18 protein-coding genes are annotated in these 20,040 nt (G+C 33.3%); 5 read left to right on the top strand and 13 right to left on the bottom strand.

Features of this window, described 5'->3' with window-relative positions; all coding sequences use genetic code 11:
* Positions 1-299 precede the first annotated feature (299 nt).
* The 6 genes from ACS3UD_RS03645 to ACS3UD_RS03620 all read right to left on the bottom strand — a co-directional run bounded on the left by ACS3UD_RS03645 (position 300) and on the right by ACS3UD_RS03620 (position 7,874).
* Positions 300-1,436, bottom strand: coding sequence for a tetratricopeptide repeat protein (locus ACS3UD_RS03645; protein WP_308137738.1), 1,137 nt, complete (start codon positions 1,434-1,436; stop codon positions 300-302).
* Entirely contained in the window at positions 1,420-3,147 is a 1,728-nt protein-coding gene (locus ACS3UD_RS03640; protein ID WP_308137739.1) for a B12-binding domain-containing radical SAM protein, read from the bottom strand. Before ACS3UD_RS03640 ends, ACS3UD_RS03645 begins: the two co-directional genes overlap by 17 nt.
* A complete protein-coding gene (locus tag ACS3UD_RS03635) occupies positions 3,144-4,022 on the bottom strand; it encodes a hypothetical protein (protein WP_308137740.1) in 879 nt (292 codons plus the stop codon). Before ACS3UD_RS03635 ends, ACS3UD_RS03640 begins: the two co-directional genes overlap by 4 nt.
* Positions 4,023-4,109: 87 nt before the next feature.
* Positions 4,110-4,769 (bottom strand): transglycosylase SLT domain-containing protein, encoded by a 660-nt coding sequence (locus tag ACS3UD_RS03630; RefSeq protein ID WP_308137741.1) that lies wholly within the window; start codon positions 4,767-4,769, stop codon positions 4,110-4,112.
* Positions 4,770-4,947: 178 nt separating this feature from the next.
* Positions 4,948-6,654, bottom strand: a complete 1,707-nt coding sequence (argS, locus tag ACS3UD_RS03625) for an arginine--tRNA ligase (RefSeq protein ID WP_308137742.1) — start codon at positions 6,652-6,654, stop codon at positions 4,948-4,950.
* A 140-nt stretch (positions 6,655-6,794) separates the two neighbouring features.
* Complete coding sequence (locus tag ACS3UD_RS03620) at positions 6,795-7,874, bottom strand: GNAT family N-acetyltransferase (protein WP_308137743.1); 1,080 nt, start codon at positions 7,872-7,874, stop codon at positions 6,795-6,797.
* A gap of 367 nt (positions 7,875-8,241) precedes the next feature.
* Here ACS3UD_RS03620 and abc-f point away from each other — a divergent pair, with 367 nt between their 5' ends.
* Complete coding sequence (abc-f, locus tag ACS3UD_RS03615) at positions 8,242-9,813, top strand: ribosomal protection-like ABC-F family protein (protein WP_308137744.1); 1,572 nt, start codon at positions 8,242-8,244, stop codon at positions 9,811-9,813.
* A 154-nt stretch (positions 9,814-9,967) separates the two neighbouring features.
* A complete protein-coding gene (locus ACS3UD_RS03610) occupies positions 9,968-10,855 on the top strand; it encodes a BadF/BadG/BcrA/BcrD ATPase family protein (RefSeq protein ID WP_308137745.1) in 888 nt (295 codons plus the stop codon).
* A 139-nt stretch (positions 10,856-10,994) separates the two neighbouring features.
* Here ACS3UD_RS03610 and dctP read toward each other — a convergent pair whose 3' ends face one another.
* From dctP to ACS3UD_RS03575, 7 genes are read right to left on the bottom strand one after another with little or no spacing between them, the layout of a single operon-like run.
* Positions 10,995-12,014, bottom strand: coding sequence for a TRAP transporter substrate-binding protein DctP (dctP, locus tag ACS3UD_RS03605; protein ID WP_308137746.1), 1,020 nt, complete (start codon positions 12,012-12,014; stop codon positions 10,995-10,997).
* A gap of 32 nt (positions 12,015-12,046) precedes the next feature.
* Positions 12,047-13,354: a TRAP transporter large permease gene (locus ACS3UD_RS03600; RefSeq protein WP_308137747.1), complete on the bottom strand. Its 1,308-nt coding sequence runs from the start codon at positions 13,352-13,354 to the stop codon at positions 12,047-12,049.
* 15 nt (positions 13,355-13,369) lie between these two features.
* A complete protein-coding gene (locus ACS3UD_RS03595) occupies positions 13,370-13,873 on the bottom strand; it encodes a TRAP transporter small permease (protein WP_308137748.1) in 504 nt (167 codons plus the stop codon).
* 22 nt (positions 13,874-13,895) lie between these two features.
* Positions 13,896-14,801, bottom strand: coding sequence for a thiamine pyrophosphate-dependent enzyme (locus ACS3UD_RS03590; protein ID WP_308137749.1), 906 nt, complete (start codon positions 14,799-14,801; stop codon positions 13,896-13,898).
* A gap of 2 nt (positions 14,802-14,803) precedes the next feature.
* On the bottom strand, positions 14,804-15,991 hold the full coding sequence (locus tag ACS3UD_RS03585) for a phenylglyoxylate dehydrogenase (protein ID WP_308137750.1): 1,188 nt from the start codon (positions 15,989-15,991) through the stop codon (positions 14,804-14,806).
* A 2-nt stretch (positions 15,992-15,993) separates the two neighbouring features.
* Entirely contained in the window at positions 15,994-16,254 is a 261-nt protein-coding gene (locus tag ACS3UD_RS03580; protein WP_308137751.1) for a 4Fe-4S binding protein, read from the bottom strand.
* Positions 16,247-16,804 (bottom strand): 2-oxoacid:acceptor oxidoreductase family protein, encoded by a 558-nt coding sequence (locus ACS3UD_RS03575; protein WP_308137752.1) that lies wholly within the window; start codon positions 16,802-16,804, stop codon positions 16,247-16,249. Before ACS3UD_RS03575 ends, ACS3UD_RS03580 begins: the two co-directional genes overlap by 8 nt.
* Before the next feature lie 230 nt (positions 16,805-17,034).
* Between ACS3UD_RS03575 and ACS3UD_RS03570 the strand changes: the two genes are divergently transcribed.
* From ACS3UD_RS03570 to ACS3UD_RS03560, 3 genes are all read left to right on the top strand, one after another.
* Positions 17,035-17,760: a Crp/Fnr family transcriptional regulator gene (locus ACS3UD_RS03570; protein ID WP_308137753.1), complete on the top strand. Its 726-nt coding sequence runs from the start codon at positions 17,035-17,037 to the stop codon at positions 17,758-17,760.
* A 135-nt stretch (positions 17,761-17,895) separates the two neighbouring features.
* Positions 17,896-18,969: a butyrate kinase gene (gene buk / locus ACS3UD_RS03565; protein ID WP_308137754.1), complete on the top strand. Its 1,074-nt coding sequence runs from the start codon at positions 17,896-17,898 to the stop codon at positions 18,967-18,969.
* Between the two features lie 29 nt (positions 18,970-18,998).
* Positions 18,999-19,898, top strand: coding sequence for a bifunctional enoyl-CoA hydratase/phosphate acetyltransferase (locus ACS3UD_RS03560; RefSeq protein WP_308137755.1), 900 nt, complete (start codon positions 18,999-19,001; stop codon positions 19,896-19,898).
* Positions 19,899-20,040 lie beyond the last annotated feature (142 nt).

Genomic DNA, 20,040 nt, shown 5'->3' with positions numbered 1-20,040 from the left:
TTGATTTTGTCAAGAGTTTTTTTCCCAACATTTTTCTTAATTTCTTCATGCTTCGACAGCTTTGTTAGTTTATCACAATACTGTTTCATTGTCAATAAAATTTTTATCTGTTTTAACCTGTCTTTTCATTTTGTTTCAAACGGCTGAAGCACTTTTATATTTTAGCTCAACAACTTATTCATGTCAATCCCTTATTTTTCTTTTATACTACTTTTTATTATTACATTTTTCATAAAAAGTACACCTGAAATGCAATTTTATATTAGCATTTACAGGTGCGTCTGATTATTATCTTATACTTACTTTCTGTACAATTCTTCCTTGATACTTAATGCAACTGAATCATAAGGGTTAATTTTCAATGCTGTTTGAATGTCTTCCTTAGCTCTGTCCAATTGATTATTATACATTAATGCAACCGCTCTATTGCAAAACACTTCACAATTTCCAGGATCAATATTTAATAAATCTGTAAAAATCTCGGCTGCTTCCACATATTTTTTCCTGCAAAGCTTGCACAATCCAAGCTCATTCAATGCATCCTTCTGTTCATGCTCTAATTTAAGCACATTTTCAAAGTATGTCTCAGCTATATCGTATTGTCCCAGCGCTCTATATGCAAGGCCTATAAAAAACAACAGATTCCACCATGTTCCAAGTTGTTTGACTAAAGGAAGCAGAAGCTCCAATCCCTCTTCCGGTTTTTCTTTTAATACAAGATTATACCCTTTTTCATAATCAACATACGGCTTTAGCTGTATTAATTCATTTCTTATTTCATCTATTCTCAAAGGGTCATCCTCGGTTTCCTGGTGCTTATTCCAAATAAGTTCTGCTTTAACATATTGCTGACTTCTTTTATAGTAAAACCCGAGTTTATAAAGTGATAGTGTAAATTTTTCATCATAGTCGAGGCATTTTTCAAAGTATTTATTTGCTTCTTCTAAAAAAATTTGGCCTTTCTTCGCTTTATTTTCTTCGTTATATTTCAAGCCCATTTTTTCTAGGGCAGATGCATAGACAAAACAACTTTTTTCATTTTCTTCTAAATTCACCAATGCTTTGCCATAGACAACTCCTCTTTCAGATTCTTCTTCATCAAATTTATTTATACAATAAATAATATATGGTTTCAAATCAAAATTAAATTTTTCCAGCATTTTAATGTACTCATCCATAAGCTCAAAATTAATATCTGAGCCGGCAATATATATAATACCGTCTATGATGTTACTTAGTGTAATGCCGTCTACTTCATCCTGTTTCTTAATATCTGCCAAAAGATTTTGTACCCTTACAGGAACAGGCAGTTCTTTGTCTGGGCTATATATATTATTTTTAAATGTTATTGATGCGCCTTTTTTTATAGTAATAAAAGAAATATCATTTCTTATTTTTTCATAAAACTCTTGAAAAAATTTATCTTTTTTGTTCATAGTTCATTTCCTCCAATAGTTCATTTATTATATACGTATCGCATCTGTTAAAAATATTATCCTTTTCTTTATATACAAATAATGTGGCCTTATTACCTATATCTACTAATCTAAATTCATTTGCTATTTTTTCCTTTGCCTCTTCTCCAAAATACTTTTCTTTAAATTTATTGTCATATGCCAGCTGCTTTTTTATAATTTTGTATTTGTCTTCCGAATTTCTATTTAGATAGTCTGGTATATCTTCATAATGATTATTAAGCACATAATCATATTTTAAGCATTCTGTGAATTCATCCGTCAAGTATCTATTATAGTCCATATATTCATACAATATTTTATAAAGCTTTTTTCTGCTGTGCGCCATTTTATATAAACTCTGATGTTTCCAGTAAAGGCTAAAATTTTCATAAAATTCAAATGCTGATTTAGCAAAATTATTTTTCAGTATATAATTAAGCGATTTTTCAAAATACTTTTCATTGTAATATTTATCAACTAGTTCCTCAATGTTTTTTAGTTTCAAGAGATCTATAGCAGAAATATACTTCGTGCATATGACTTCATACGGAGATGTTCTTCTGTATCTTATCCCATGTTTTTCAACATCTGAATATATCTTTGTTCCTTTTAACACTTTTAAAAATCCTAGCTGTATTTTTTCAGCCCTCATTCTATGTATTCCGTCAAATGACTTCTTAAATGTTTCATAGTTTTCATACGGAAGCCCTGCTATTAAATCGAGATGAACATGTATGTTTTCACCATTTCTTATGCTGTTAATCACTCGTCTCAGCTTTTCTACATCCATATGCCTGTTTATTTCAGCAAGTGTCTCACTATTCAAAGACTGAACACCTATTTCAAACTGAAACATATTGACTGGTACAGTATTAATGTAATGTAAAAATTCGTCATTGATGATATCTGCCGTTATTTCAAAATGAATTGTCATGTTATTATTATTGTTTTCAATGATAAATTCCATAATTTCCATTGCTCTTTTATAGTCGGCATTAAACGTCCTGTCTACAAATTTTATTTGCCTTGCCTTTGTATCTAAAAGTATCTTTAAATCTTTTTTTACTCTTGCAAGAGAAAAATTTCTTATTCTTTTATCTATTGAAGACATGCAAAAGCTACATCTAAAGGGGCACCCTCTAGATGATTCATAATATATAATTTTATCTTTAAAACTTTCTCTTTCTTCATATGGATAATTAATTATATCCAAATTCATAATTGGATCTCTTTGTTTGTTTATTACTACATTTCCATTTTCTCTATAAGCAAGCCCATCTATATTTCTAAAACAGGAATTTTCTTTTTTATATTCAAGCAAAAACTCTCTGAATGTTAACTCACCTTCTCCAAAAATAACATAATCCACATGCGGCTCATTATCCATAAATTTATTAATTTCAAATGAAACTTCTGGCCCTCCGCACAAAATTTCAACGCCTGTTTTTGCTTCTTTTATTATGTATGCCAATTCTTTTATGTATTCTATATTCCATACATATGTTGAAAAACATATTAAATCCGCATTTGCAGAAAACAACTCATCCAGTATGTATTCTTGCTTTTGGTTAATAGTAAACTCTTTTATTTCCATTTCAATTTTATCGTTCTGACAAAATTTCTTCAAGTATCTAACTGCAAGATTAGCATGTATAAATTTTGAATCAAGAGTTATAAGCAAAATTTTCATATGTTCACCTTCATAAGCCCTGACTTATTTCTCAGTATTACTTCATTTTTCCCTCTTTTTATGACCAAGCACTTTCCCAAAAACGGATGAGTGAAGGACGAATATTTCAATAATTCTTTAACATCAGGTATGTTGCAATGTGATACTTTAAGCTTTTCAGGATTTATTATTCCCTTTCTCAGTTTATATAAATATGAAGAAAAACTCGATAATACGGTTTCTTCACTTGTTTCAGTTTTTATTTTTTCTTCTACATTGAATAGATATTGAAGAGATTTAAATTTATCCATCAGTTCATCCGCCATTAACTTGTTTTCTGAAAGCATTTTAATTCTTTCTTTTTCAAATTCTATCAAACTGATTTTATTTACTTTCATATTATTATACTTTAAAAAATCTTTAAAAGAAAAATTGATCAATCTCTCCCTGCACAGTTCAGTCATATTTTCTATATAATCATCTTTGCTTAAATATTCGAAAATTGCAGATGAGAGAATAATTGTATTTAATATAGCTTTTTTGCTTGAAGAATAAAAAAGCGTCGCCCTAAGTGCTTCATTTAATAATACATCCCATTGTGTGTTGGCTATAATTATGGGCATAATTTTATATTCCAACAGTAAATCATCGCATTCTGAAGGCTTTTTATGTTTATAATAGTACTCTAAATTATCATCATTCCCGTTTTTATAGCATGAGAATAGTTCAATTTCTTTTTCATATCTTTCTTTATCAAACATACAGCCAATATTGTCTTCAAATGGCATAAGCGACTTTACTCCTAATATAAATAACTGTAATTTAATATCTGGAAGTTTGTCACCTGAATTATCTTCGTAGCAAAATTTAAGCAAACCATATATTTTTGACAGCATTCTTGCTCCTTAAAAAAAATAGAATCCACGTAATCCGTGGTTCTATTATACATTCTTAACTAAAAATAATAAAGTACCTTTTTATTTCTATGATTTCTTTTCTGTAGATTCCTGCACATAATTTTTTTCGTATTCATATGCGAATTTTAAAACCATGTTCGAATAATCACTGACAGCAGAGTTTTCATTATTGTTATTTTCCATATATTCAATTAGTCCTATTTGTCCTCTGTTATAAGCAGTCAATGCCTTATGCATATCATTATTATATAATTCAACCAGATATGCAATCTGTGTAATTGTAAGTTTTAAATTATATCTTGTTTCAAACAGCTTGTCAGGATCGTAAACATATCCCAAATTCTCTGCAACCGGTTTAGCTGTATTTTCCATAAGTTGTCCAAGTCCTCTTTCCCCTGCCGCACCCTGTGCAACTGGATTAAAGTCGCTTTCTCTTTTAATAACCCCAAGCACTATAAAAGGATCTATATTTTTATTTTTACACTCATTAACAAGAAATTCAGAGTCATCATACTCAAAGTTTGTTAAGCTGCAAATATATTCGATTAATTCTTTTTGCATCAAGAATGAATTTTTTAAATCATATATCATAGCATGTCTTCTAACTATGTCAAATTGATGATCTGACATATCCTCAGCAACAGCAATCATGCTTAAATTCACCATCATAAAATATGATAGTATGCATATAACAAGAAGTACCGCAAAATACTTTTCGCGCTTCATTTTATCACCCTTTCATGTTTGTTAACTAATTATATTTTTACTTTTTACTTAGGTCAACGAAAAAAGATGACATGTATTGTTGAAATGTGGAGCATTATGACAATACAAGGGCGATTTATAAGAAATCAGTTTAAAAAAAGAACAACACTTAGGTTGTTCTTGAATATTGCTCACTATATTACATTCTCTCAGGTGTTTCCATGCCTAAAAGTTCCATACCTTTTTTAAGCACCGTATTAACAGACTTAGTCAATAACAGCCTTGCTTTTTTCACTTCAATATCATCAGTTATTATAGGATTGTCATGATAGAAGCGGTTAAACTCTTGAGCAAGGCCTACAATGTACCTCGTAATGAAGAACGGCTCATACTTATCGTGAGAGCTTAGTACTGCAGCTTTAAATCCTTCAAGCTTTCTGATTACATTGAAGGCTTCCTTGTCGGTTAAAATAGAGTAATCCACATCATCATTAATTTGTGTTTCACTCTTGCGAAGAACACTGCATGTTCTCGCATATGTGTACTGTACATATGGTCCTGTTTCTCCCTCAAAGCTCAGTGTTTTTTCCCATGAGAACGTATAATCCTTTATTCTGTTATTAAATAACTCTTGGAATATTACCGCTCCAATTCCAACCTGCTTTGCAACCTCTTCCTTGTTTTCCAGATCTGAATTTCTTTCATTTATTATGTCCATTGTTTTTTCAATTGCCTTATTTAATACATCTTCCAGGAAAACCACGCGTCCCTTACGAGTTGCAAGCGCACCATCCTCTAGGCTTACTGTGCCGAACATTACATGCACACAATCTTCTGGCCAGTCGTATCCCATTATTTCAATAATTTTTTTCCATTGTTCGAAGTGCAGCTTTTGAGGTGCTCCAACTACATATATATTTTTATAAAAATCGTAAGTCTTCTTTCTGTACATTGCAGCTGCAATATCCCTTGTAACATAAAGGGTTGATCCATCACTTTTTTGTATTACTGCATCAGTCAATCCATATTGCTGAAGCTCTACTATTTTAGCTCCTTCTGAATCTTTTAAAAGCCCTTTTTCTTCAAGCTCATCCAATACTGCCTGCATCTTATCCGAATAGAAACTTTCACCTGCATATGAATCAAACTTGATATTCAGCATGTTATAAACTCTGTTGAACTCCTTAAGGCTAACCTCTCTGAACCATGTCCAGAGTTTTTTCGCCTCCTCGTTTCCGTTCTCCAGCTCTTTAAACCAATACCTTGCTTCATCTCTATATTCAGGATGTGCCTCTATTTCCTGATTGTATCTTACATAAAGCTTTAAAAGCTCTTTTATCGGGTCATTCTCAATTGCTTCTACCACTTCAGGAGTTCCCCATTTTTTATATGCTGATATCAGCATTCCGAATTGAGTGCCATAGTCTCCTAAATGGTTAATTGTAATTGTATTGTATCCTAAATATTTATAAACCTTATAAATAGAGTTTCCTATTATTGTAGTCCTTATATGGCCGATGTGAAACGGTTTGGCTATATTTGGAGAAGAAAATTCAACAATGACATTTTTCCCTTCTCCTACGTTTGTACTTCCGTAATTTTCTTTTTCCTCATACACAAGCTTTAATATTTTTTCGGCAAAATGTTTTTTATCTACGAAAAAATTAACGTAGGGACCAGCGCTTTCAATTTTTTCAAACTCTTCTGTTGAATTTATTTTGCCTGCGATTTCAGAAGCAATAATTGCAGGAGATTTTCTGTATTTCTTTGCAAATTTAAAACATGGCACAGCATAGTCTCCCATATCCTGGCTTGGCGGTATCTCAATCATTGCAAGAGCTTCGTCCACAGACAGTTCATTTTCTATAGATGTAAACAATTCAGCTGCTCTAACTTTAAAATCCATATCTATCCTCCATAGGTTCTACCTATTATGTAATAATTTATTTAATACTGCAATCATTTGTTACGCTAAAAAGCTGTAAAGTATCTGTATGTATAGAATTTTATTGTTATATAATAACACGGTAAAATTTATATGTCAATTTACAAATCCAGCTCTGTCTCCCCGTCTCCCTGAGTTATATGCCATTTGTCGTGGGCGGTTATTTCATCTAAAGTTACTTTATCTGACAGTATATTGGCAATCATCATATTATTTTTTGGAGGCTTCCTTGTAAGCATAAACCCATGTCCCAGCAAAACTTTTTTATATTCACCATAAAGTCCCGTTCCTACCACAACATATTCAATTCCATTGTCATAGCAGTATTTTGAGACTCCGTTAGCCAAGGCCTTTATGAATCTCTCGCTTGTTGGGTCTGTAAAGAACTCCACCGCAGATGTCATCTTAGAACCATTGGCAAATGAATTGTGTAAAATAGCAAATCCTACTATTTCCCCATTATATTTTGCAAGTATAGTTACATAATCTACGTCGGGTCTTTCATTATATCTATAGTTCAGGTACTTATAATCTCTTACCAGGCATACATTATATTTTGATTTATATCTATCCCAACATTGCTGGATGCTTTGAGGAACTTTGTCAAGAATTTCAAATTTAATATCTTTATCCATTACTCTTGTCAGTCTGCTCTTCATAAATGTAGAATAAATCGAATTGCCTATCGCTGCAAGAGGTCCGATCTTTATTCTTCTTTTTAATATATTTGTTATTAATATAGGTTTTACATACACTTCCTTTTCAAACAATGTAGGCCAGCCGAATCTCTGATAAGCCGGATATGACTGATCATTAGCAAGGCCTATAACAACATCTACTCCATCTTGAAGTCCTCTTTCACATGAATTCTGCGTCATTTTCCTGAATATTCCCTGCCTTTTGTAGTCAGGATGGGTCATTGATTTAACTGAGTGGGCTGTTAAAAGAACTTTTCCGTTTACGTACAGCTCGTTCGGAAGAAGCCCGTCGCAGCCAATTACCTTATCTCCTTCTTTTAGCAAATACATCATGTTTCCCGACTTATTATAAGGATTTTTTTCAAAAAGCCATTCATACATCTCTTTTTTACTGTTTGTATTTTCTCCAAAGGATATCACCGATAACTCTTCAAATGCTTCAAAATCTCTGTCCATATCTAATCTTACTATTTCTCTTTCCATACAACCTCCCGATGATTAATACCTGGTTTATCTTCTATTTTATGTAATTTATATTTTATTATAATGTTTATAGTATTAAAATGCAAAAGTAATTTAATAAAATTGAAAACAAACATAATTTTTCAGATTTGACAAATAAAATTATTCATATTATAATATAGGCAAATCTGATAAAAGAAAGGTAATAGGTGGAATGATTAGATAATTTGCTTTTGATTATGTAAATAATAAATAAACCTGAAATGGTTAATTATTGACACATTATATTGAGAGTAAATTAATTTCCACACTTTTTTATACAATGCATATTTTTCGTTGTTTATTTTTTGTTTGGTGTTAATTTTCTCTCTTAAGGAGGGATTTTTTTATGTCTTTAATACAAGTAAACAATTTGACATTCAGATATGAAACAAACTATAAAAATATATTTGAAAATACAACTTTTGAAATTGATACTGACTGGAAACTCGGATTCATAGGAAGAAACGGCAGGGGAAAAACTACGTTGCTAAAATTGCTTATGGGTATGTATAAGTACAGCGGTAATATAGAGGCTTCTGTAAAGTTTGATTACTTTCCTTTTGAAGCTGACGTTGAACAAAATACTCTTGAAACCGTAAGAAATATAGTAGCTCCTTTCACTTACTGGGAAAAAGAAATGGACCGATGTATTCGCGAAAAATCTGACAGTTCAATTAAAAGATACGGAGAACTGTTGGATTTATATGCCCATAACGACGGATACATTATCAATGAATTAATTGAAAAGGAAATAAGGAAGCTTTATGTTGATGCGGAAATCCTCTCACGTAAATTCGATACCCTCAGCAGCGGTGAAAAAACAAAAGTCCTGATTGCCGCACTGTTTCTGAAGAAAAACAATTTTCTACTTATTGATGAACCTACAAATCATCTGGATTTAGAAGGAAGAAATTGCGTTTCCGAATATCTGAGTCAGAAAAGAGGATTTATATTGGTTTCGCACGACAGACATTTCCTTGACTCCTCGGTTGATCACATACTGTCAATAAACAAATGCAGCATCGAAATTCAGAAAGGAAATTTTTCTAGTTGGCAGGAAAATAAAAATAGGCAGGATGCTTATGAAATAAATAAAAATGAAAAGCTTAAACGTGAAATTTTTAATCTCGAGGAGTCATTCAGGAGAACATCCGGATGGAGTGATAAGGTAGAAGCATCTAAAATAGGAGAACACGCCTATGACAGAGGAGCCATAGGACACAAAGCAGCAAAAATGATGAAAAGGGCAAAGTCCATTGAACGGCGAAAGCTTAAATCTCTTGATGAAAAGAAAAAGCTTCTCAATAATATTGAACAATTTGATTCCCTTAAAGTAATTCCCAAGTCTTATCATAAGGACACTCTTATATATATTGATAATCTAAGTATAAGTTTTAACGGCAGAAAAGTAATTGAGAATGTAGGATTTTCAGTAAGTCAAGGTGATAGAATTGCTTTAAGGGGCAAGAACGGTTCAGGAAAATCAAGCATATTAAAAGTATTGCTTGGTAAGAATGATTGCTATGGCGGAACCGTCAATATAGGTAGCAACTTGATTATATCATATGTTCCGCAAGACACGTCTTTTTTGAAAGGTAGCTTTCAAAATTTCATAAATGACGAAAATATAAATGAAAGTGTCTTCAGAATGTTAATGTCAAAATTTGATATGTATTCGGATGATTTCTCCAAAAATTTAGAGGAGTTAAGCGAAGGTCAGAAAAAGAAGGTATTAATTGCCAAGAGTCTGTCAGAAAGTGCTCATATATATGTTTGGGATGAACCGCTGAACTTTATCGATGTATATTCTAGGATTCAAATACAAGAGCTTATAGAAAATTTCGAGCCGACAATGATTTTTGTAGAACACGATTATTCTTTCAATGAAACTATATCAACTAAAATAGTAGAACTTTAAATATTGATCGACCTTAAAACTTGCTCTTTATATTCTTTTCACTTATTCATTTATTTTTTCTTAGTTATAGTGTATTATTAAAATGATAATACACTATTTTCTTATAACTGTTATTAATTTAAACGGTCGAAGATTAAGAACAGGCGGTGATATAATGAAATACTTAATAGGTATAGATGCAGGTGGCAGTAAATCTGAGCTTACGGCATATGATTTAAGCGGAAACATACTGTCAGAAATAGCAGGAGGGGCAGGAAATCCTGCTATAAATCTAGAAAGTACGATGAATAATATTATATCTCTCATAAATAAATGTGCAGCCGAACTTGGAAAAGAATGCATGCTTATTTCAATTGGGATGGCATCAGTAGAAACTGGGAATTATGTCGAATTAATAAAAAAACATGTGGAAGATACATGTAAAATTGAAACTTTGGTTTTTAATGATGGAGAAATGGCTTGTAAAGCATATTTCCAAGAGAATGACGGAATATTGGCAATTGCGGGTACCGGCTCTTCATGCTACGTTCAAAAAAATGGACATGGCGAAATGGTTGGAGGCTGGGGGCATATTTTGGGTGATGAAGGAAGCGGATATCATATAGTAATAGAACTGTTCAAGGAGATAATTTATAACATTGACAAAAATATTGAATTAGATAATTTAAGCGTGCAAGCCCTTAGAGAAATAGGCGGCTCCTCCCGATCCGAAATAATGAATTTCATTTATAATAATGAAAAGGACACCATAGCTGCACTGTTCCCAATAATTGCACACTGTGGAGAAAACGGAGATAATCATGCTGAAACGTTGCTGAATACAGCAGGAAAAAACCTTGCAGAACTTACCTCCACAGCTTATAAGAAAAAGGGATTTAAAGGGCATATTACTATAGGAATAAAAGGCGGCGTGTTTCACAACAGCATAGTAATAAGACAATCGTATATAAATGAGCTTAAGAAACAACTGAAAAGCTTCAGTATAATTGAAAAGGATATTTCCGCAACAAAGGCCGTGCTTTACTTATATAGCAATAAGTAGTTATAAACTCAATCTTCAAAAATAGTTTGTAAATCAGATGTTAAGATATAGCTTTTTATGACAAAATAAAAAATGATATGCAAACCACCAGTTCACTACACAACTGGTGGTTTGATTTTATATTTGATTCTAAATCACATTATTCGGAAAGTTCCTTTAATTTCATACCATTTTCAGGATCTACTCTAAGAGCACTTTCCCATCCCTTTTCATAAGCTAACTTATAATAAGCATCTGCAACATCTGATGGTAAAGTAAGCTCCACCATACCCTCTGCTGTTAATATATCATTTTCATCAGCAATTGCTTTTACGTAGTATTCATTCGAAGCGGCTTCAATTTCTTTGCCTGCTTCTACTATTGCATTTTGCTGGTTTTTGCTTAGTTTATTCCAAGCTTTGTCACTCATCATAATACATACATCTACATTGTAGAAAGCTGGTTGGATTATATATTTAGACACTTCCTGCCATCCAAAATCTTTTACACCTACGCTCGGCCATCCATAACCTTGGATAACATTACGCTCCAATGCTTGATATGCCTCTCCAGGAGCAGTATTTACAACACCGGCGCCTAATCCGTCTACGAAGGCTTGGTATGCAGGAGTTGCCCTAATAGTCAAACCTTGGAAATCTTCAAGTTTAGTAATTTCATTTTTTGTATACAAATTATATGTTAATCCGTTTGTAGTTGCAGCTATATAATGAGCATTAAGTTTATCTTTATATAAGTCTTTAACAAAATCAAATCCTCCTGTTTCTCTCAGTTTTTCTGCATCAGTTAATTTCATTGCTTCCATGACAGGAACATGAGAAACATTATAAGTATGAGCTGTCCACGCTATATCTATTATCCCATTTTTTAGAGCTTCAACGAGTTGATAGCTTGGTATTGTCTCCGGGCCTCCGCCCCATACAACTTCAACTGTACCATTTGTTTTTTCTGACACTTTTTGTGCAAAATCATCCATGTTGAATAAAAGTGTATTACCTTCAGCCCATGCGGATGTAACTGCAAGTGTTATCTTTTCATCAGCATTTCCCTCAGGAGAAACTTGTTCACCTAAAGATTGTGCAGGTTTATCGTTTTTTCCGCATCCAATTATCCCAATTAGCAACGTGATAATCAATAAAAATAGCAAGCCTTTCTTAAACATTTTCTTTCCTCCTTATTTTTCAATTAATTTACTTAATATAGACTTGGCAACCAAGTAACAATTGGTGGTATTACCGCCATTAAGAGCAACGCCAATACGTCCATTGTAACAAACGGTATGGCTCCGTCATATATATCGCGCATTGTTACTTCTGGAGGTGATACTCCCTTCATAGTAAACAGTGCTAGTCCAACTGGTGGAGTAAGTTGACCTATCTGTAAACATATTAGGTAAAGAACTGCAAACCAAATTGTATTTACTCCTAAACTTATAATTACTGGCATCATAATAGGTAACGTTATCATCATGATTGCTGTTTGTTCCATAAAGAAACCTAGGGCAACAATAATCAAAAGCATTGTAGAAATAATTATAAATGGAGACGTTGACATTCCCATTATAGCTACAACAGCTTCTCTACTTGCACCTGTCATAGCTAATATTTGACTAAACCCTGCTGAACCTGCAATTATAATCAATACCATTGCAGTTACTTTTAAGGAATCAACCAGAGTTTTGTACACTAATTTCCAAGAAAATTTTCTATACATAATTGTTAAAATGTAAGAACTTAAAGCACCAATTGCTGCTGCTTCTGTTGGCGTACCTATTCCAGTAAATATAATTCCCATTACAACAAGGAATATAAAGATTAAGGGTACAATATCCTTCAACGCTCCTAATAGCATTTCCTTTAAAGTAGAATCTTCTACATTGTATGCCGGTGCCATTTCAGGATTAATAATGCATACCACCATAACATATCCAATATACATAGCCATCAATAATACTCCAGGAAGTATTGCACCTATTAATATCTTACCTACTGAAATTCCTGAAATGCTTCCTAGCAAAACTGCTAATGCACTTGGTGGAATTACCATGGCCAGAGCTCCGGAAGCCATTATTGAACCAGTTATTAATTTCTTTGAATATCCCCTGTTCATCATTTCAGGAAGCATCAGGGAGCCAAACATTGCCGTGTTCGCAACAACTGAACCGGATAGTGCAGCAAATACGCCGCCTCCAAGTAAAGTAATGATACTTAATCTTCCCGGAACCTTTTTAACGAACTTGGCCAGCGAATCCAGAGTTCTTGACACTAATCCGGATTGATAAAAAACTTCACCCATTATCATAAAAAACGGTATTGGGGTCAGTGAAAACTGAGCTACTTGATCATACATTCCTAATACAAGCTGACGAATTCCGAATGCACCCTGCATCTTAAACATAATAGCAGAAGATACAAGAATAAAACTAAATGCAATAGGTAACCCAGTCAGCATTACGGCTACAAGAACAAAGAAAATTAGAACTAATACTAAATACCACTCCAAATAAATCACCTCTTTTTAAACTACTTTTTTGTATTTCTTGAACTCTTCATAATCACTAACGAAATTTCTAATGAATTGAATAGTGATAAAGAACATACCTAACGGGATAACAATTGTGAGTAACCACTGTGGTGTCCCCATAGAATCCATTACCTTAATTTTGAAATTATAGTTATCTGATACTACTAAATATCCAAAGCAAAAAATACATGCAGATATAATAGCACCAACAAAATTAACAACCATTGACAAGATATTGTTTACTTTTGTCGGTAAGGCATTTATTAATATGTCGAGATTTATATGCCCTTTATTTTTCAATATCTGAGGTGACCCTAAGAATGTAACGTATAATAAACTGTATGTTGAATACTCAACTAAGTTCGAAAGTGGCTTATTAAAAACCACTCTTGAAAAAGTCGAATAACATATACCAATCAGCAGGAAAGCCAAAGCTAATGCTGCAATTCCTGATAGAACTGATATGCAAATATCAATTACTCGATTAATTGTTTTCATATTTTCATCACCCATTCAATCTTTATTCAGACGTATCACAAAGTTTTTTGAGATTATCCCATTTCTCATCAACGTATTCCTGTAGTTGGGCTATTTGCTCCTCACTAACGTGCTTGTATTTTTTCATTGAATACAAATAATCTTTTAACGAAATGGGGTTCTTAACGTCAATATTCAACTTATATTTACCGTTTTCAAATTCGTAAATTGGCATAAATCTTGACTGAACTCCTTTTCTAACAATATCGATACTTTTTTCGGATTCATATCCCCAACCTGTTGCACAACTATTGTATATGTGAATATAAGCTAGTCCATTCTTCACATTTTTTGCTTTTTCAATTTTCTTAATTAAGTCAGGCATATATGCCGGTGACGCTGTTGCCATATAAGGAATTCCGTGTGCCGCCATTATCAAAGGCATATCTTTCTTATGAGATGTTTTGCCGTGACTTTTTGTTCCTACCGGAGTAGTCGATGTCCATGATCCTAAAGATGTCGAACTGCTTCTTTGGAATCCGGTATTCATATAACCTTCATTATCATAACAAATGTATATTATATTGTCTCCTCTTTCCGCAGCTCCTGATAATGCTTGGAAGCCGGCATCTAAAGATGCACCGTCCCCTGCAAATGCAACTGCATTCACATCTCTGCCTATGCGTTCATAATATTTCTTTATTCCTGTAAGCATAGAGGCAGTATTGTCAAGTAGTGGAAAGAACACAGGAATTTTCATACCGGTCTTATCTGCCCAACCTACACTCTGTACTCCTCCCATGCATCCTGGAGGAACTGCTACTATTGTATTAGGTCCTAATATTTGTAATGCTGTTCTCATGGAAAGCTCAACATTGCATCCTAAACAGGCAGTAATGCCAGGACCCACCATATCTTCATATGACGCCATTTTTTCTGCTATAGACATATTTATCTCCCCTTTCTGTTAATTAGCCAGTGGGCTCTATTTTCAAGTTGTTTATTTTCTCCTGCTTTGATAACACTATCCAAAGCTTCAACCATTAGATTAGTTGTCAAGTCTTCTCCGCCTAAACCACCTATGAATGGTACTGTCGGAATAGGATCTAAGCTGCTTATAGCGGATTTTATTTCTTGATAAACAATACCTGTGTGCCAGCCAAAGCTTACGTTACGATCTATTACTCCAATTGCTTTAGCATTTTTAAGGAATTCATTTACCTCATCAACCGGGAATGGTCTTAGTGATCTTATTTTTATAAGTCCGCATTTAACACCTTTCTCCCTTGCCAAATCAACAGCTATTCTTGCAGATCCGGTCAAAGAGCCTAATGTTACCAGGACATATTCGGCATCTTCCATTCTATATGGCTCTACAAGCCCAAAATAATCCCTGCCAAATTTTTTAGCAAATTCATCATTAACTTCCTTAATAACTCTTTTTGCATTATCCATAGCCGCCATATGAAGTTCTCTGTAATATTGCAGATAGTTTCCTGGTGTTAACGGGTCAACAGCCATTGGAGTTTCCGGATCAAGCTTCACATGAGTTGGTTTGTATGGAGGTAAAAATGCATTAACTTCTTCCTGTAATGGAACTTCTACACCTTCAGTCATATGTGACAAATAAAACCCGTCATAGCATATATTTATTGGTAATAAAACGTCATTATTTTCCGCAATCTTAAATGCCTGGATAGTCATGTCTAAAATTTCTTGGTTATCTTCAACATAAATCTGTATCCACCCGGCATCCCTAACCGTAAGTGAATCTTGAGGTCCTCCCCAAACTGATTGAGGTGATATCATTTCTCTGTTTACAATATTCATTACTATTGGCAATCTCATTGTAGATGCCCTAAAATATGGTTCATACATTAACGCCAGTCCCTGTGAAGATGTAGCTGTGAATGTCCTTGCTCCGGCAAGGGAAGCTCCGGTTAATACACTCATAGCAGAATGTTCTGATTCCGGCTCTACGATTGTAGAATCCATTACACCATCTGCAACATATTGACTAAAATGTTGAACTAATGGAGTTTGAGGTGTTATCGGATATGCAGCTACCACATCCGGTTTTGAAAGAATTGCACCTATAGCTGCTGCATGGTTTCCATCTAAAACTTTAATATTTTTCATTTCTACTCCTGCTCCTCCTTAATATATTCAATAGCTTTTGCAGGACATTCATGAATACACACACCACATCCTTTACAAAATTCTAAATCAATATGATAACTTCCATCAATTAACTTAACAGAATTGGTTGGACAATACAATAAACACATTCCGCATTTTTTACATTTATCGTGCTGTATAACTGGTGGATAAACTTTCCAGCTGCCGGTATTGATAATATTCAATTCCTTTCCTACAGCACATATAAAGTCAGTTTTAATCATGAATAATACCTCCATTCACTTCCTTTATAACAACATTATTATATCCGCACTTCAACGCATCAAGGTTCTTAGAGCCCCAAATCTCCTGAGTCTTCTCACTAACCTTATCAAAGCTTACCCAGTTTGTTGCTTTGACAAATGCACCTAACACAATAGTGTTTGGCAATAATCTTCCAAATATCTTCATTGAAGCAGAATTTGCGTCTATGTAAGCCACTTTAGTTATATTTTTAGGGATTTTAATTTCTTCAATTGTTTTAGAGTTAATAATAAGTATAGCGTTTTCCTTTGCTCCAACAAAAACATCTACACTATTTAGCAGCGATGGGTCAATTACCATTATGCAGTCTGGATTGTAAACTTGGTTTTTTTCTCTTATTTTCTTTTCATCAATTCTTACAAAGGCGCTAACTGGGCCACCTTTTTTTTCAAACCCAAAATAAGGAAAACAGGCGCCAAATTTACCATCTTGAACTGCAGCATATACAATTATCTCAGATGTAGTAACAGCCCCTTGTCCTCCTCTTCCATGAATTCGAATTTCTTTCATTATAAATCACTCTCCTTTACTTTTTTAATAATCTTAAATATAAACTTTGTAATACTATAAATTATTGTTTATTTATAAAATGGTTTATAAGCCACTTTTTTAAAGTGTAAATATTCTATCTTCGCATTCAAACCTAATTTGATAAACTCCGTTTTAACAAGTAATGTTTACAATTTATACTCTATCTTCTATAATTAATATTAACTTGTATATAAATTGGAGGTGTTTCAATGCTCAATAAGTCTCTTTGGGTTATCGAAGACAAAAATATTCAAGAAAAAATAATCAAGTATTCTAAAAATATTCGCCATTTCCGCAAAGGTAACTTAATTTTTCAGCAAGAAGATATAAGAGATTGCCTATATTTTCTAACCGAAGGTAGAGTCAGAGTAAGTATTTCAAATTCCAGTGGCTCCGAAAAAACCCTTGCCGTTCATGAGCCCGGTTCATTCTTTGGCGAAACAGCTTTCTTTGATGAAGACCCAAGTTTTACTTATGCTGAAGCTCTTAAAGATTCTACCCTGGTTGTTTTAAACAAAGAACAATTTACAAAGATGATGAAGGATGACCCAAATCTTGCCTTCAACATATTTAATTCTATGGGCAGAAAAATTCGGCTACTTTCATATCAGGTAAAATATCTTTCTTTCATGAAAATTGAAGAAAGGTTAATGTCATTATTAATAACATTGTTCTTAACAGTTGGCACAAAATGTTCTCGTGATGCTATATGCAAAGTAAAATCCTCCAAGTTTAATGGTTCATGCGCTAATGGCCATATCTTAGATTTAACAATTACCGATCAAGAAATAGGGGACATGATTAGTGCTAGGAGAGAAGCTATAACCAAAGCCATAAATAATTTAAAAAATCAAAAATTAATATATAAAAACAAAAGAACAATCTGTTGTCCTAATCTATCACTTTTAGAAGAACTCCTTTCTAACTTGGAATGAGTAAAAACCGTATCTATATAATGACACATTTATTTTTATAAAACTGTGCTAATTAACACAGTTTTGTTTTTTATACTATAATAAATTATTTGAAGATGGATTAAAATTGATTTTGAAGGGAGCTAAAACATATCTATGAATAATTTGTTATTGATTATGAATCTTGGCAGCACATCAACAAAAGTTGCAATTTATAAAAATATGGAATGCCTTCACCAAGATACTTTACGTCATGATAAGGATGCTGTATTTCGTGCAATAAACGATATTTGGGACCAATATGATTTTAGGAAAAAGGTTATCACTGACTTTGTATTTAAGTGTAATTACAATCTGTCAGACTTTGACTACATAGTATCCAGAGGAGCACCGGTAAAAGCAATGAACAGCGGCACTTACAAGATTAACGAGTCCATGGTAAATGATGCAAAAAGCAGGCTTTATGGAAACCATCCCTGTGGTGTAGGTTGTGCAATTGCTTTAGATTTAGCTAACAAATTAAATATATCCGCATTAACCGTCGATGCACCTTGTATTGACGAATTCATACCTCAATCTCGATATACAGGATGGAAGGATGTTTATCGCAAAAGTTTCTACCAAGCTTTGAACCAAAAATCTGTAGGTAGAAAAGTAGCAAATGAACTTAATAAAAGCTACAATGACTTGAATGCAATTATAGTGCATATGGGAGGAGGCATGTCCATAGCTGCTCATCATAAGGGCAAGGTTGAAGATGTCAATAATGGCTTGGATGGTGATGGCCCTATGGCTCCTGAAAGAGCAGGAACATTGCCTGCCGGCGAGGTCCTAAAATATGCGTATTCAGGCAAATATACTTATGAGCAGTTGTACAAAATGGTTAATGGTAAAGGCGGACTATATCAATTATTAGGAACTACGGAATGTAGAGATATCGAAAAATTGATAGCTAATGGAGATGAAAGCACAAAAGAAGTATATGATGCTATGATTTATCAAATAGCAAAAAGTATCGGGGCTGCTGCAATTACACTTAAAGGTGAAGTAGATGCCATTGCCTTTACAGGAGGATTAGCTTACTCAGAGTATATAATAGATGAAATTTCTAAATGGTGTGGCTTTATTGCACCCATACACTTATTCCCGGGAGAAAATGAAATTGAATCTCTTGCCGAAGGTGCTATGTTAGCAATTCAGGGTAAATGGTCAATTCAACATTATGAATAAAAACAAAAAGATACTGGAGGAGATTTTATATGATTAAATCATTAGATGATGCACTATACGTAGTTTCCAATCGTCCAAAAAAAACTATAGCAGTTGCACAAGCAACTGACAAAGATATACTGCAAGTTACTGATATTGCAATAAGAAAAAATTTAGCAAATTTCATTTTTATTGGAAATAAAGAAACAATTACAAATATGATCGAAGAAGGCAAATACGATCTCAAACATGTAGAAATAATTGATGCCGATAATGATACTCTATGTGCTGCAAAGACTGTGGAATTAGTTAAAAAAGGTATGGCTGATATGCCTATGAAAGGATTGTTGCCAACATCAACTTTTATGAAAGCTGTTTTAGACAAAGAAAAGGGACTTCGTTCAGATAAATTAGTGTCTCAAATAACTGTAACAGATAATATTCATGGAACCGGGCTGAATTTTATAACCGATTGTGCAATGAATATTTCACCGGACCTCAATGCTAAAAAAGAAATACTTCAAAATGCAGTCTACTTGGCAAAGAAAATGGGATTAAAATGCCCAAAGGTTGCAGTTTTAACGGCTTTAGAAACTGTCAATCCGGCAATGCCTGAAACTATGGATGCAGCAATACTAAGCAAGATGAATGAACGTGGCCAAATAAATGGTTGTATTGTAGACGGTCCCTTTGCTCTTGATAATGCAATTTCTTTAGAATCAGCAATGCATAAAGGAATCAAAGGTGAAGTTGCAGGAAATGCAGATATACTCTTAGTTTCTGATATTCGAATGGGAAATGTATTGCATAAAGCAATAACTTATTTTGCTAACAAGCGAGTTGGTTCAGTGATAATTGGTACGACAATCCCCTTAGTTATGACATCACGGTCTGACTCGGTTGAAGATAAGTTAATATCCATTGCGCTTTCAAGCTTTCTTATACATTAGGCTAAAATTAATCAACAAACTGTTAAAACCCTGATTTTTAAATTCTTTTCTAATGTAACAAATGTAATTTATACAACAATTCCGTATTTTTGCTTTCAGGCACTCATTAAACTCCTCATTTTAATAATAATCATCAAAATGA

The organism is Sedimentibacter sp. LTW-03 (genome assembly GCF_052059825.1).
Taxonomy (GTDB): Bacteria; Bacillota; Clostridia; order Tissierellales; family Sedimentibacteraceae; genus Sedimentibacter.
This window is presented reverse-complemented; position numbering and strand designations above follow the sequence as displayed.

Excerpts from the sequence above, each read along its gene's own strand:
- ACS3UD_RS03645 (WP_308137738.1), bottom strand. The coding sequence starts at position 1,436 with ATGAACAAAAAAGATAAATTTTTTCAAGAGTTTTATGAAAAAATAAGA.
- ACS3UD_RS03640 (WP_308137739.1), bottom strand. The coding sequence starts at position 3,147 with ATGAAAATTTTGCTTATAACTCTTGATTCAAAATTTATACATGCTAAT.
- ACS3UD_RS03635 (WP_308137740.1), bottom strand. The coding sequence starts at position 4,022 with ATGCTGTCAAAAATATATGGTTTGCTTAAATTTTGCTACGAAGATAAT.
- ACS3UD_RS03630 (WP_308137741.1), bottom strand. The coding sequence starts at position 4,769 with ATGAAGCGCGAAAAGTATTTTGCGGTACTTCTTGTTATATGCATACTA.
- argS (WP_308137742.1), bottom strand. The coding sequence starts at position 6,654 with ATGGATTTTAAAGTTAGAGCAGCTGAATTGTTTACATCTATAGAAAAT.
- ACS3UD_RS03620 (WP_308137743.1), bottom strand. The coding sequence starts at position 7,874 with ATGGAAAGAGAAATAGTAAGATTAGATATGGACAGAGATTTTGAAGCA.
- abc-f (WP_308137744.1), top strand. The coding sequence starts at position 8,242 with ATGTCTTTAATACAAGTAAACAATTTGACATTCAGATATGAAACAAAC.
- ACS3UD_RS03610 (WP_308137745.1), top strand. The coding sequence starts at position 9,968 with ATGAAATACTTAATAGGTATAGATGCAGGTGGCAGTAAATCTGAGCTT.
- dctP (WP_308137746.1), bottom strand. The coding sequence starts at position 12,014 with ATGTTTAAGAAAGGCTTGCTATTTTTATTGATTATCACGTTGCTAATT.
- ACS3UD_RS03595 (WP_308137748.1), bottom strand. The coding sequence starts at position 13,873 with ATGAAAACAATTAATCGAGTAATTGATATTTGCATATCAGTTCTATCA.
- ACS3UD_RS03590 (WP_308137749.1), bottom strand. The coding sequence starts at position 14,801 with ATGTCTATAGCAGAAAAAATGGCGTCATATGAAGATATGGTGGGTCCT.
- ACS3UD_RS03585 (WP_308137750.1), bottom strand. The coding sequence starts at position 15,991 with ATGAAAAATATTAAAGTTTTAGATGGAAACCATGCAGCAGCTATAGGT.
- ACS3UD_RS03580 (WP_308137751.1), bottom strand. The coding sequence starts at position 16,254 with ATGATTAAAACTGACTTTATATGTGCTGTAGGAAAGGAATTGAATATT.
- ACS3UD_RS03575 (WP_308137752.1), bottom strand. The coding sequence starts at position 16,804 with ATGAAAGAAATTCGAATTCATGGAAGAGGAGGACAAGGGGCTGTTACT.
- ACS3UD_RS03570 (WP_308137753.1), top strand. The coding sequence starts at position 17,035 with ATGCTCAATAAGTCTCTTTGGGTTATCGAAGACAAAAATATTCAAGAA.
- buk (WP_308137754.1), top strand. The coding sequence starts at position 17,896 with ATGAATAATTTGTTATTGATTATGAATCTTGGCAGCACATCAACAAAA.
- ACS3UD_RS03560 (WP_308137755.1), top strand. The coding sequence starts at position 18,999 with ATGATTAAATCATTAGATGATGCACTATACGTAGTTTCCAATCGTCCA.